Origin of the sequence: Novosphingobium sp. P6W, from assembly GCF_000876675.2 — a bacterium.
Lineage (GTDB): Bacteria > Pseudomonadota > Alphaproteobacteria > Sphingomonadales > Sphingomonadaceae > Novosphingobium.
The window spans coordinates 206,695-220,016 of the sequence record NZ_CP030352.1 but is presented as its reverse complement, the minus strand read 5'-3'; the positions used below and the strand labels follow the sequence as shown (position 1 = coordinate 220,016).

Below are 13,322 nucleotides of genomic sequence, written 5' to 3'. Positions count from 1 at the left end.
ACGCATCGACGTGCGTATCTGGATTCGGGTTTCCCCCAATGAGGAGCCCCGATGCCGACCAACCCCATTCATATGCCATCCGGCTATGCCACAGCTTTTGCCATCGGCTTTGCCGATCCGGCAAGCGGCGACTTGTCCATCGTCGAAAGCACCCGCCCCCTTCCCGTGGTAACCATCACAGCCAATCCTGCTGCGCCGCTGACAGGGACGACCGTCGCAGGCGGCATCTTTGGCCCTTTTAAACCAACCACCGCACGGCCCGTCGTCATCAGCCTGAGCGGTACATGGCAGGGCACAGTCAACGTCCAGCGGTCCGTCGATGGGGGCGTGACGAAACATGCCCTGACGATCGCAGGCGAGCCTTGGGGCGTTTTTCAAAACAACGCCTGCGAGGTCGTCTGGGAGGAATTCGAAAGCAGTGCCGCGCTGTACCTTGAAGCGCACCTGACCAGCGGTTCCCTGACCTACCGGCTGTCGCAGTAGCAGCTGCGCGCACCAACTCCATCCGCCACCGCCATGTCACTCATGAGGATGCCTTCATGCCCGTAGATCTCCTCGCGCGCGGGCTTGCCGCGAGACAAGTTCGCTCACTCGCATCCACCGCTGCCGGTAAAGGCGCCGCTCTCGTCGGCACGGCTTCGGGTCTCGCCATGCAAACCGTGCTGGATCACAGTCTCGGCGTTTCCATCAGTGGAGTAGGGCCTGGCGAGGACGCCGCCGACGCTATCGAAGCCGCTCATGCCCGCGCCCGGCTGTTCGGCGTCGACGTTCTTCTTCCCCCCTACACGGTCACGCTATCGCGTCCCGTTCGGGTTAACCGGCTGCGTGGTATTCCAGGCTTTAGCAAGATCGACGTATCGGGAACGACGATGGGTATCTACCCTCTGTCACAGTTCTGCATCGTCAATGAGCATTGGATCACGACGTACAATCGTAACACGGCAGACCGCTGCTCTTACATCGGCTTCGAAATTCTGACGCTGCCCAATAAACGCCAGTCGTTGATCGGCCTTGCGAACGTGAGCTTCGTCGATGTTGACCAGGTGACGTTCAGGGCAAGTCGGAACCTCGACGGCAACGGCAGGCCCTACGCTGTGGATGCCCTGTTAGACTTCTACGCATCGGTCCATGGCGGTTACGTTCGCCGCTCACACTTCCACCAACGCACCGGGGCCTACGGCGCGAACCGAGTTTCTGCAGGAGGTGGCGGTTGCATATGGATCAGGAACTTTTCCGGCAACGGCACTCTCCCTGACAATGTAACCGAACAGGTGATTATCGAAGACTGCGAATTCCACCATTACACAACCGACGAATGCATCGCGATTTTCGGCGTGCGAGGAACGACACGTAACTGCAAGGTTCTCGGCAATCGCATCTTCGGCCTTGAAGCGGCCGATCTCGGCCTCCCGCTGTCGGAAAGCATCTACCGCCCGACGCTTTTGTCGATCTTCCCTCTCAACGATGGTTCTGGGCCAACGCTAGGTGCGACCGCCGCCGTCGTCGGTAACGAATTCGCTGATAACCAGATTTCAGATCGATCAACGCTCTACAACGTCATCCGCATCGGCAACACTGCCGACGCAGCGCAACGCAACGAAAACAACGCAACCCGCCGCAACAAGATCGACTTCTTCTTCGCAACCGATGCAAATTTCGGAGCGATGGCTGTATGGACCGCTGGCGGAGCAGCCGGAGCAAGTCCGGCTAGTGCAAATATCGCGATCCGATGCATCGAAGGTACGGCCGGGGTCGCCTATTCCGGTACTCTGTCCGGCAACGTGTCCCAAGGTGACGAAGTGATCGTTCGCAGTGGAGGGACCATCACCGGCGGCTTCAGTGGCTGGCAATCGCTGAAGGGCTGCAGTACCCGCGGTTCGCTCACTTCCGCAGCTTTGAACTGCCAGCATATCGAAGGAGGTCGATACGAAGCCAGCATTCGCGGCTTCGTCAATTGCGGCCTCGTTTCTTCAGTGACGATCCGCATCAACCTCGGTGGCAGCATAAACGCAGCCTGCGTCATCGACAACGTGGCAGGGGGGGCTTTTGCCATGACCGGGTGTCAGGTCTCTGGCCTCGGCCCACTTGTCTATATCCCATCCACCGTCACCGGCAGTGCTAGCGTTTCCGTGACTGGTAATATCGGATCTGTCGGTGCGCAGCCGGCCCTGAACATCCTATCGCCTAATGCAACCATAAGGGCGAATGGTAATCAGATTTCGGGAAGCAATGCCATTAGCGCTGGCGCCGGAATCATCAAGCGAGCCAACAACACCTGGGGGGTAACTGACGATTGACGGCCCTGTGAAAACTCGTGCCACTACCGGAGCGTGAAATCGCCTAGAACGCCCGGTCGTGGACCAGCACGCGCATGGTCAGCAGGATGATCTGGATGTCGCGCATGATCGTCCAGCCTTCCAGATACTCGAGATCGGCCTGGAGGCGGTTGACGAGGTCCGATTCGTGGTCGGTCGCACCGCGGAAACCACGTACTTGCGCCAAGCCGGAAAGGCCCGGTTTGAGCGAGTGTCGCTGCCAGTAGCGCAGGTCGACTTCCCAGAACAGCTTGTCGCCCGCCAGCGAACCCGTCGCGTGCGGGCGGGGGCCGACCAGGCTCATGTCGCCGAGCAGCACGTTGAACAACTGCGGCAGCTCGTCGATACTGGTCTTGCGGATGAAGCGGCCAACGCGGGTGATGCGCTTGTCGTCCTTCGAGGCCGATACGCTGCCGGTCGCATCGCCCAGGGACTGGGTCATCGACCGGAACTTGTACATGTTGAAGAAGCGATTGCCGCGGCCCATCCGGCGCTGGGTAAAGAACACCGGGCCGCCGTCCTGCACCTTCACCGCCAGAGCCACCGCGATCAGCAGCGGCGACAGCGCCAGTACTGCGCCGCCCGCGAAGGCGACGTCGAACATGCGTTTGATCGCGCGGTCGCGCAGGCCAAGCGGGCCGGCCGAGACCAGCAGCAGGCCGTGCTTGCCCACCACGCGGGCGCCTTGTGCACCAAGGCGGGCAACTTCGTCGTCGAGCACTTCCCCGTCGACGTTGGCACCCTTGAGCATCATCGCCCATTCGACACGGCGGCCCGAGGGGCAGCTAACAACGACACGGTCGATGTTGCGCAGGATAAGGCCGATCCTGTCCAGTGCGTGGGGATCGTTAAGGTTGGGACGCAGGCCCATTGCAGCGGCCGATATGCGAATCGCGCCGCGCAGATTCACCTGCGGGCCGCCATCGTCGATGATCAACTCGTTCAGCACGCTTTCGCCGCAGCGCCAGCGCACAAAACTGCGCAGTTGCAGGCGCCCCCAGGAAATCACCAGCATCGCGCAGATCGCGCCGCCGTTGAAGCCCATGCGCGAAACGTCTGAGTCCGGCCGGATCAGGAACTGGACGAAGACAACCACCACCACAGCGATCATGATCGCCACCATGGCCCGGAAAATCCCGGTCCAGCCTTCCTGCAAAGTGGTCGTGGAATAAGAGCCGTTGTAAAGCGCGAGAGTAAGATAGATCGGCAGGATCAACTGCGCATGGACAAGTCCTTCGCCCAGCCCGAATCCGCCAGCAAGGAGATAGCCGGTCGCAGCAAAGCCAACGAAGATCGCGCAGACATCGGCAACTACGAGGGCAAGATAACACTGTAGCCGGCGCCGCTCACGAGAGGGGGCAACCAGTAAATCGTCGAAGTCCGATTGTTCCTTGAGGATCGGTTCTGCGGCAAATGGCACATTCATTGGCCCAGCCCTCCTGCTCGCGAACTCACGCCGATTGATTCCCTCACGCAAACGTCATCGGCACTCGCGACATGGAGCCATGCTGCGGCGCAATACGTATACGCCCCTATGAACATTACAGGCAACTGGAAAAGAGAAATCCGTCAGGCCGTTGTAATTGTCCGTTGTCTGGTATTGGGACGGGCGGAACGCGCAATTGTCAGTAAACCGTCAGCCAACAGAATTTCTGCATCTTGACTATTGCTGAGCAATGACTGGTGCAATGCAATGAGGCGAGCAACGAGCCGTTCAAGCCTTTGACCGCGCCAGAGTTGCAATTGCACAGTCAATGCCGGCTGGTCTTTCCAGAAGACGCGCCGTGCGCCGGCTTCGACCTTCAGGAACCCGGCAACGTCCCGCCCATCGCCCAGCCGCGCGTTGAGGCCGGCCAACTGCGCGGCGCGGCGCTCGAACGCCAGCAGCAGGCCGACCGGGTTCATTTCCTGCTCGCGCATGCGCCGCAGTTCGGGCCCGACCGCATCGCGGCGGCCGCCCAGGACAGCGTCGACAAGCGTGGCGAAGCCATCATCCTCGGTCGAAGCGCCGATCGCATCAAGATCGGCCATCGCAACAGGACGCGGCGTTTCCGGTGAGGCGTCGAGATAGAGCGCCAGCTTGGTCACTTCCGAGCGGGCAATGCGGGTATCGAGCCCTGCCCCGCGCGCGATCCGCTCGGCGATCTCGCTGCCCAGCTTGAGGCCGGCGGCATTGGCCATGGTGCGCACCGACGCGGTAACCGAGCCGAGATCGGGCGGGTAGAACATCGCGACAAGGGCGTCCGGGCGGGTCGCAAGCAGCTTGGCGGTCCGCGACTTGTCGGTGGCGCCCGTCGCGACAATCAGAACCGGGCAGCCCTCCACATCGTTTTCGAGCAGGGTCTGGACAGCGTCGTGCGCTTCATCGCCGGCTGCGCGGACCCAGATGTGGCGCGGGCCGCCGAACAGTGAGTTGGAACGGGCTTCGTCGCCGAGGCGGACGGGATCGCGGCGCAGATCGGCACCGGACAGTTCGATCCGCTCACCAGGATCGTCCAGCAGCGAGAAGATGCGGGTGGCGGCGTCGAAAGCGCTGGATTCGTCCGGGCCGCAGAAGAAGAACACGCGCGCCTCACGGGCAGCTCGGGCAGCCAGCCCTGCGAACTCCTTCTGGCTGGCCTTCACGGGTCCTTACTGATCCGTATCGCCGCGCAGACGCAGCGCGACATTGGTGACGATGCGGTTCGCAACGTCCTTGGCCATGTTTTCCAGCGCGGTCTGTTCGGCCGCGATCGTCGCATAGTCGGACGAGACCACGTCGATGCCCGCATCCGAACCGGCGGTGGCATCCAGCACGATTTCGCCGCTGCCCACATCGACCAGCTGGTAACGGGCGCGCAAGGTCCGGCGTTCACGGCCGACGGTATCGTCCGAGAGCAGCGCGAAGCTTTCCAGCTTGTCGTCGAGGCGGATGTCCAGACGGTACTTGGGCACAGCCTTACCGGCCATGCCCAGTTCGTCGACCAGGGCATTGCGCACCAGCCAGCCGGCCCGCCCCTCGATCGCCGAGACCTGCACACCGGCAAGCCCCCGCGCGACAGCGGCATTGCCGCCGCCGGCATACATCGGCTGCAAGCCGCAGCCGGCGAGCAGAAGCGCTGCGGCAAATGCGGCGAGGGGGCCTGCAAGAACCCTCACGCGACGATATTGACCAGGCGGTCGGGCACGACGATTACCTTGCGCACTTCAGCTCCATCAAGAGCACGCTGCACCTTCTCGCTGGCAAGGGCAAGCGCCTCCAGTTCTTCCTTGGGCATGCCCTTGGGAACGGTCACGGTATCGCGCAGCTTGCCCTTCACCTGGATCGCGACGGTCACTTCGTCGTCGACCAGCAGGGCCGGGTCGACCGGCGGCCAGGCGGCGTCGGCGATCAGGCCTTCACCGATGCTCGCCCAGGCCTCTTCGGCGAGGTGCGGCATCATTGGGGAAACCAGCAGCAACAGCGTGCGGATCGCGGTCGAACGGCTTGCCGAAGGCGCCGCCTTTTCGATCGCGCCGGTCAGCTCGTAAATGCGGGCCACGGTCTTGTTGAAGCCCAGCGATTCGATGTCGCGCGCGGCGGCATCGACGGTTTGGTGGGCTTTGCGGTCAAGCGCCTTGTCTTCGCCGGTCGCACCGGCTTCGTACTGGCCGAACAGACGCCACAGGCGCTGCACGAAGCGGCCGCAGCCCTCGATGCCGGCTTCGGACCAGGGCAGGTCGCGCTCGGGCGGGCTGTCGGACAGCATGAACCAGCGGATCGCGTCGGCACCGTAAGTGGCGACGATCTCGTCGGGATCGACCACGTTCTTTTTCGACTTCGACATTTTGATGACGCGGCCGACTTCGATCGGAGCGCCGTCCGCCTTGAGCGTCGCGCCGTCAGACCTGCGCTCGACCTCGCCGGGCGTGAAGTACACCGGCTGGCCGTTGGCGTCGTTGATGCGGAAGTAGGTCTCGTGCGTGACCATGCCTTGCGTGAACAGGCTGCCGAACGGCTCCTTCACCTCGATCTTGCCGATACGGGCAAGCGCGCGGGTCCAGAAGCGGGCGTAGAGCAAGTGCAGGATCGCATGCTCGATGCCGCCGATATACTGTTCCACTGGCAGCCACTCGGCGATCTTAACCGGGTCGAACGGACGGTCGCCAGGCTGGCTGGCGAAGCGCAGGAAGTACCACGAACTGTCGACGAAGGTGTCGAGCGTGTCGGTTTCGCGCCGCGCGGGTGCGCCGCACTGCGGGCAGTCGACGTGCTTCCAAGTCGGGTGACGCACCAGCGGGTTGCCCGGCGTCTGGAAATCGACGTCGTCGGGCAGGGTGACGGGCAAGTGCTTCTTGGGCACCGGCACCACGCCGCAGACCTCGCAGTGGATGAAGGGGATCGGCGTGCCCCAGTAGCGCTGGCGCGAAACGCCCCAGTCGCGCAGGCGCCACACGGTCTTGCCCTCGCCCCAGCCTTCGGCTTCGGCGCGGCCGATTACGGCGGCCTTGGCATCGGCCACGCTCATGCCGTCCAGGAAGCCCGAGTTCACCAGAATGCCGTCACCGGCTTCCGACTCGCCGTCGAAAGGTTTGTCGGCGTCGGCGGCGCTCGCGGCGACCACGCGCAGGATCGGCAGGGCGTACTTGGTGGCGAATTCGAAGTCGCGCTGGTCGTGGCCGGGAACGGCCATGACCGCGCCGGTGCCGTAATCCATCAGCACGAAGTTGGCGATGAACACCGGCAGCTCGGCGCCCGTGAACGGGTGCTTCGCGGTGATCCCGGTGTCGAAGCCCAGCTTCTCCGCGGTTTCAAGTTCCGCCGCGGTGGTGCCGCCCTGCTTGCACAGCGCGATGAATTCATCGACCTCGGGGCGGCCCACGGCGGCGGCCTGCGCGATCGGATGGTCGGCGGCGACGGCTACAAAGCTGGCACCGAAGATCGTGTCGGGGCGTGTCGAGTAGACTTCGACGCTGCCGCCTGTCGAAAGGTCGAACTTAAACTGCAAGCCCTGCGACTTGCCGATCCAGTTCTCCTGCATCGTGCGGACCTTTTCAGGCCACTTGTCGAGGCTGGAGAGGCCTTCGAGCAGTTCGTCGGCAAAATCCGTGATTTTGAGGAACCACTGAGAGAGCTTGCGCTTCTCGACCAGTGCGCCCGAGCGCCATCCGCGTCCGTCGATCACCTGTTCGTTGGCAAGCACGGTGTGGTCGACCGGATCCCAGTTGACCGCCGATTCCTTGCGGTAGACCAGATCATGAGCGTAAAGATCGAGGAACAGCGCCTGTTCGTGGCCGTAGTATTTCGGCTCGCAGGTTGCCAGTTCGCGGCTCCAGTCGAGCGCGAAGCCGAGGCGCTTTAGCTGCGCCTTCATGTTCGCGATGTTCTCGCGCGTCCAGCCGCCGGGGTGCACGCCCTTTTCCATTGCGGCGTTTTCTGCCGGCATGCCGAAGGCGTCCCAGCCCATCGGGTGGAGAACTTCAAAGCCCTTCATCCGCTTGTAGCGGGCCAGCACGTCGCCCATCGTGTAATTGCGCACGTGGCCGATGTGGATGCGCCCCGATGGATAGGGGAACATCTCAAGGACATAGCTGCGGGGCTTGGAGGACGTATCGTCGGCACGGAAGCTCTGCGCTTCGTCCCACGCAGCCTGCCAGCGCGTGTCGGCCTGAGCCGGATCGAACCGCTCGGTCATCTTTGTCGAAACTCCTGCGGGATCAGGCCCGCCAAAAGGAAAACGGGCGGCGTTTCAGCCGCCCGATAAAACTGCTTACCCGCCGATCGAATCGCGACGAAGGTCGCGGGCGCGGGTGAGGATGATGTCTTCCAGCTTCTGCACGGTGGCCGCCTGGACCGGGGCCGGCGTCCAGCCGCCGCCCTGCGACACTTCACGCACGGCCGTGACCTTGAGCGCGTCAGCGCGCAGGTTCTGGTCGAGAATCATGATCGAGACCTTGACCCGCTCGGTCGGGGTCTTGGGGTTCACGTACCAATCGGTGATGATGACGCCGCCAGCGCTGTCCGACTGGAGCAGCGGCATGAACGACACCGAATCGAGGCTGGCGCGCCATAGGTAGCTGTTCACGCCGATCGTGGTCACCTGCGAAGGCGCAAGCGTGGTCTTCGCCTTTTCGCGTCCGCCGCCGCAACCGGCCAGCGCAAGCGCCGCCACGGCGCAGAAACCAGCGGTTGCGAGATTACGCAGGGTAAGAAGGCCGGTATCGGTGCTGCCTGTCATTGTAATTCCCAGTTTCGTGCCAGATTCGTCGGCGCGGTCCCAAAAAAATGGACGCGCGGGCGGACCCATCTTCAAAAGCCTCTATAACCGCCGCAGTGCGGGCGGCAAGTGCGCCCGAAGCCTTTGCGCCGGCCGTGGTTGTTCCTAAGCGAAACGACGCTGAGCGCTTGCTGAACGGTGGCGCGGCGCAGCGAAGCCCTTCCCTATGCCGCTCAGGACGTGTTAATCTCGCCGCGTATTAAGTGGAACTGTGCTGCCGCCAATGCGAGCAGGACCGATTTTCCAGAAGATTTGCGAGAGGCAACAAGGCGTTACAATGGTTACCGAGCAGGTTTCCGCATCAAGGGGCGGCATGACGAGCAACCTGCTGTTGGCTGGCTGCGTTGGTCTGCTTGCCCTGCCAAGCGCGGTCCTGGCCTTCTCCACCAATTTCAAGTCGCATTCCGGCGCCCCGGGTCAGATCGATTCGCTCGATCCCGAGACAAGCCCTGAAAACCTCTCGCGCGCGATTGCCCTGCGCTCGCTCGGCAAGGACCAGCAGTTTCCGTTCACGCCCGCAGGTACGCCCAACCGGCAGGACCGCGCTGTGACAGTCGCCGTGCGCGTAGATCCCGAGGCGGCGCAGGCGATCATCGTTCACGGGCGCTCGCCGATGGCGCAGGCGGCCCAGGATACCGCGCCGCTGCGGATCGCCTCCACCGCATTCAACCTGGGCGTATCGCGCGGGTATCAGAATTTCGCGCAGAACCTCGTACCGCAGGCTCCGGCGCGGCCGATCGCGGAACTGCCCGACCTCAAGAAGTTCAGCCTGACGCCCGGCACGACGGCGAAGGACCCCTCACGCTTTTCGCCGCGCATATCTATCGACGAGAAGCGCACGCCCGGACGCGCACCGCGCACGTTCTCGGGCGAGGCTGGAGAGGTGGAACTGGGCGGTGCCTACCGCGTGACCGAGAACCTCGATGTCACTGCCGGCGTGCGTTATTCGCAGGATCGGGAGCGACTGGTTCCCCTCACCGACGGCAAGCTCGACGGGCAGGCGGTTTACGTCGGAACACAGTTCAAGTTCTGAAACGGGCAACCGCAGTTGCAATTTCTGCACTCAAGATGTTCGATTACATGCGCGTTTAAGTCAATAGACGGCCTTGCGGCCGTCATATTCATTTCATAGCACTGTTGGCGGTGGATGTACTGAAATGGGAAAGGCTTGATATGGCGCGAGTAGCAATTGTTACCGGCGGAACCCGCGGAATCGGCAAGGCAGTATCGCTGGCGCTCAAAGAGCGCGGTCATACCGTACTTGCAAATTACGCGGGCAATGAGGAGAAGGCCCTCGCCTTCACCGCAGAGACCGGCATTTCCGCCTACCGGTGGGACGTGGGCGACCACGAAGCGACGCAGGAAAGCTGCGCGCGGATCGCGGCGGAAATCGGCCCGATCGATATCGTCATCAACAACGCAGGCATCACCCGTGACGGCGTGCTGCAGCGGATGAGCTTCGACGACTGGAACGACGTCATGCGCATCAACCTCGGTGGCTGTTTCAACACCGCCAAGGCCACTTTCGGCGGCATGCGTGAGCGCGGCTGGGGCCGTATCGTCAACATCGGTTCGATCAACGGCCAGGCCGGCCAGTACGGTCAGGTGAACTACGCGGCCGCCAAGTCCGGCATCCACGGCTTCACCAAGGCGCTGGCCCAGGAAGGCGCCAAGTACGGCGTCACCGTCAACGCCATCGCGCCGGGCTACATCGACACCGACATGGTCGCGGCCGTGCCTGCGCCGGTGCTGGAAAAGATCGTCGCCAAGATCCCCGTCGGCCGCCTCGGCAGCGCCTACGAGATCGCGCGTGGCTGTGCGTTCCTGTGCTCGGAGAATGCCGCATTCGTTACCGGGTCGACGCTGAGCATCAACGGCGGGCAGCATATGTACTGACGATGGCAGGCGCTTAGCGAAGCCGTTCGAAAGAATGGCAAGCTAGGCGCCGATGCCGCCGCAGGCGGCAGCCACCGACACGGCCGGCGGACCTCGGTCCGCCGAACCCGGTCGATGTCATGGCGGCGGCTTTGCCGCCGTCTTTCACCTCCGCGAACCCAACCGCAAGAATCCGCCGCCGCTCAAGGCGCGACAAGCGCCTCGACAGTGGAAGGCGCAGTTTCCGCCCCGCGCGTCAGCACGGCGCCAACGGCCGCGAAGATCACGCATGACAGCGCGGCCAGCTGACGCCCGGTCAGCACTTCGCCCAGCAGCACATAGCCCGCCAGCGCGCCGATCGCCGGATCGATGCTGAGCACGACGCCGTAGGTACGCTCCGGAATGTGCCTGAGCGAGATCATCTCCAGCGAATAGGGGATGGCGCTAGATAGCACCGCAACGATCAGGCCAAGCACGGCGGCATGGATGTTGAGCAGGCCCGCCCCCATCGCGGCGATGCCGAAAGGCGCGACGGCCAGGGTGGCGAACACCATACCCATCGCCACGGTCTGTCCGGGATGGAGGTGCGCCACTTTCTTGCCGCAGACGATATAAAGCCCCCAGCAAACCGCCGCACAGAGCGCGAATCCGATGCCGACCGGATCAAGGCCGCCCGTCACATCGCCGCCGGGCAGCAGCAGCGCAAGCCCGCCCAGCGCCAGGGCGATCCAGACGAAGTGGAGCAGCCGCCGCGAATTGAACAGCGCCACGCTTAACGGGCCGAGCAGTTCGATGGCGATCGCCAGTCCCAGCGGGATCGTCCGCAGCGCCAGGTAGAAGCTCAGATTCATCATGCCCAGCACGATCCCGTACCGGACCAGCAACAGCAGTTCTCCGCGCGTCCAGTGCCGCCGCCAAGGACGCCACATCGCCATGAGCAGGATGGCCGCAAAGCCCACGCGGTACAGGGTCGTTCCTGCCGCGCCGACCATCGGGAAAAGCTGTTTCGCCGCCGAACTCCCAGTCGCGAAAGCCACCATGGCCGCAAGCAGCGCTGCGTAAGGCAGCAGGGCGGAAAGTTCGCTGCGGGGAGCGGAAAGAGGAGTCGGGGTCTGCATGGCGCGAAGAGATAGTCCAAAGGCGATTGCGGGTGCCGCCGAAATTAGGCATCGGAGTGACGAAATCCGTCATAATGGTGCTTCGAACGATGAAATCCGCCACCCTCGATTCTTTCGATCGCAAGCTGCTCGAATGCGTGCGGCGTAACAACCTCGAGCCGGCACGCAGTCTGGCCGAAAAGGTGGGATTGTCCGAATCGTCCGTCCTGCGGCGCCTGCGCCGGATGCGTGCGGAAGGGATAATCATCGGCGACATCGCGCTGATCGATCCTGCCCTGACCGGTGGGGCGATCACGATGCATGTGCTGGTGCAGCTCTATAACGACGGCCACATCCGCACCGATGCCTTCGCCCGCAACATGGCCCGGCGCGAGGAAGTGGTCGCGGCGTGGAACGTGGCCGGGGACGACGATTTCGTGCTTATCGTGCAGGTCCCCTCGATGGAGGCCTATGACGCCTTCACGCGCGAGGAACTGAGCGAGCAGTCGCACGTGCGCGACTTCAAGACATTGATTTCGATACGCCCGGTGGTGGACACCATGATCTCGCGCCGTCCGCTCAGGGCCTGAAGGCGGCCGCGTTCCTGAAGTGCCGGAATCAAAAAAAGGGCCGCGGTTTCCCGCGACCCCTTTTTGTAAGCCGAAGCTCTGGACGCGATTAGCGCTTCGAGAACTGGAAGCTACGACGTGCCTTGGCACGGCCGTACTTCTTACGCTCGACCACGCGGCTGTCGCGGGTGAGGAAGCCGGCTGCCTTGACGGCTGCGCGCAGCGCAGGCTCGTACTTCGACAGTGCCTGGGCGATACCGTGCTTCACAGCGCCGGCCTGGCCCGAGAGACCGCCGCCCTTGACGGTGGCGATCACGTCGTACTGGCCTTCGCGGCCAGCGACCTGGAAGGTCTGGTTGATGACCAGACGCAGGGTAGGACGTGCGAAGTACACTTCCTGGTCACGGCCGTTGACGATGATCTTGCCCGAACCGGGCTTGACCCAGACGCGGGCAACCGCGTCCTTACGGCGACCGGTCGCGTAAGCGCGGCCCTGGGCGTCGATCTGCTGCTCGCGCAGCGGAGCGTTCGAAACGGGAGCCGCAACGAAGTTGTCGTCAGCGGTGACTTCGCCCGTGATGTCCTTGAGGTCGGACAGGCTCTGAACGGTTTCGGTCTCGGACATTATGCGCCCACCTTGTTCTTGCGGTTCATGGAAGCGACGTCGAGCGCTTCGGGCTGAGTGCCACCGTGCGGATGCTCGGTACCTGCATAGAGGTGCAGGGCGCGCATCTGGTCGCGGCCAAGCGGACCACGGGGAACCATGCGCTCAACAGCCTTCTCGAGCACGCGCTCGGGGAAGCGGCCCGCGAGGACCTTGTCAGCGGTGACTTCCTTGATGCCGCCGGCGTAACCGGTGTGCTTGTAGTAGGTCTTCTGCTTCAGCTTGTTGCCGGTGAAGCGCACCTTCTCGGCGTTGATGACAACGACATGGTCGCCGCAATCAACGTGGGGGGTGTAGCTCGGCTTGTGCTTGCCGCGCAGCAGGTCGGCGATGATGACGGCGAGACGCCCAGCCACCAGACCGTCAGCATCGATAAGATGCCACTTCTTTTCCACCTCGGCCGGCTTGATCGACCGGGTGACCTTCGTGAGAGCCTTCATGGCTGGTCTATCCCTATGTGTTCGTTCGTGCCGTGCCGGATGGTCGCCCTTGCGAATCCCCGGATGCACGAGAAGGCGGGCAATTCGTCGAAACCGGCCCGTAAGTCAAGCAGAGTGCGGGATTCC

Annotated in this window: 13 protein-coding genes; 5 read left to right on the top strand and 8 right to left on the bottom strand. The window is 63.2% G+C overall.

Going from position 1 to position 13,322, the window contains the following annotated elements:
* The first annotated feature begins 51 nt into the window (after window positions 1-51).
* Window positions 52-483 carry a hypothetical protein gene (locus tag TQ38_RS01125; RefSeq protein WP_043974039.1) on the top strand — a complete coding sequence of 144 codons (432 nt, stop codon included), beginning with the start codon at window positions 52-54 and terminating at the stop codon, window positions 481-483.
* Between the two features lie 56 nt (window positions 484-539).
* Complete coding sequence (locus TQ38_RS01120) at window positions 540-2,297, top strand: hypothetical protein (RefSeq protein WP_162792178.1); 1,758 nt, start codon at window positions 540-542, stop codon at window positions 2,295-2,297.
* A gap of 43 nt (window positions 2,298-2,340) precedes the next feature.
* Here the strand turns inward: TQ38_RS01120 and TQ38_RS01115 are convergent, their stop codons facing one another.
* From TQ38_RS01115 to TQ38_RS01095, 5 genes are all read right to left on the bottom strand, one after another.
* Window positions 2,341-3,741 (bottom strand): sugar transferase, encoded by a 1,401-nt coding sequence (locus tag TQ38_RS01115; protein WP_043974044.1) that lies wholly within the window; start codon window positions 3,739-3,741, stop codon window positions 2,341-2,343.
* A 143-nt stretch (window positions 3,742-3,884) separates the two neighbouring features.
* Entirely contained in the window at window positions 3,885-4,940 is a 1,056-nt protein-coding gene (holA, locus tag TQ38_RS01110; RefSeq protein ID WP_043974046.1) for a DNA polymerase III subunit delta, read from the bottom strand.
* A 6-nt stretch (window positions 4,941-4,946) separates the two neighbouring features.
* Window positions 4,947-5,381 carry an LPS assembly lipoprotein LptE gene (gene lptE, locus TQ38_RS01105; RefSeq protein WP_205316086.1) on the bottom strand — a complete coding sequence of 145 codons (435 nt, stop codon included), beginning with the start codon at window positions 5,379-5,381 and terminating at the stop codon, window positions 4,947-4,949.
* Between the two features lie 68 nt (window positions 5,382-5,449).
* Window positions 5,450-7,969, bottom strand: coding sequence for a leucine--tRNA ligase (leuS, locus tag TQ38_RS01100; RefSeq protein WP_043974049.1), 2,520 nt, complete (start codon window positions 7,967-7,969; stop codon window positions 5,450-5,452).
* 75 nt (window positions 7,970-8,044) lie between these two features.
* Window positions 8,045-8,512, bottom strand: coding sequence for a DUF3576 domain-containing protein (locus tag TQ38_RS01095; RefSeq protein WP_043974052.1), 468 nt, complete (start codon window positions 8,510-8,512; stop codon window positions 8,045-8,047).
* A 352-nt stretch (window positions 8,513-8,864) separates the two neighbouring features.
* Between TQ38_RS01095 and TQ38_RS01090 the strand changes: the two genes are divergently transcribed.
* A complete protein-coding gene (locus tag TQ38_RS01090) occupies window positions 8,865-9,584 on the top strand; it encodes a hypothetical protein (protein ID WP_205316056.1) in 720 nt (239 codons plus the stop codon).
* A 140-nt stretch (window positions 9,585-9,724) separates the two neighbouring features.
* Window positions 9,725-10,447 (top strand): acetoacetyl-CoA reductase, encoded by a 723-nt coding sequence (gene phbB / locus TQ38_RS01085; protein ID WP_043974058.1) that lies wholly within the window; start codon window positions 9,725-9,727, stop codon window positions 10,445-10,447.
* A 182-nt stretch (window positions 10,448-10,629) separates the two neighbouring features.
* On the opposite strand, the gene TQ38_RS01080 is transcribed toward phbB, so the two are convergent.
* Window positions 10,630-11,544, bottom strand: a complete 915-nt coding sequence (locus TQ38_RS01080; RefSeq protein ID WP_043974060.1) for a DMT family transporter — start codon at window positions 11,542-11,544, stop codon at window positions 10,630-10,632.
* Between the two features lie 89 nt (window positions 11,545-11,633).
* Here TQ38_RS01080 and TQ38_RS01075 point away from each other — a divergent pair, with 89 nt between their 5' ends.
* The gene (locus tag TQ38_RS01075) at window positions 11,634-12,113 is read left to right on the top strand and encodes an Lrp/AsnC family transcriptional regulator (protein ID WP_082057635.1); all 480 of its coding nucleotides are present in this window, start codon (window positions 11,634-11,636) and stop codon (window positions 12,111-12,113) included.
* Window positions 12,114-12,201: 88 nt separating this feature from the next.
* On the opposite strand, the gene rpsI is transcribed toward TQ38_RS01075, so the two are convergent.
* Both rpsI and rplM read right to left on the bottom strand, forming a co-directional pair.
* Window positions 12,202-12,717, bottom strand: a complete 516-nt coding sequence (gene rpsI / locus TQ38_RS01070) for a 30S ribosomal protein S9 (protein ID WP_043974064.1) — start codon at window positions 12,715-12,717, stop codon at window positions 12,202-12,204.
* Entirely contained in the window at window positions 12,717-13,196 is a 480-nt protein-coding gene (gene rplM, locus TQ38_RS01065) for a 50S ribosomal protein L13 (RefSeq protein WP_043974066.1), read from the bottom strand. Before rplM ends, rpsI begins: the two co-directional genes overlap by 1 nt.
* Between the last annotated feature and the right edge of the window lie 126 nt (window positions 13,197-13,322).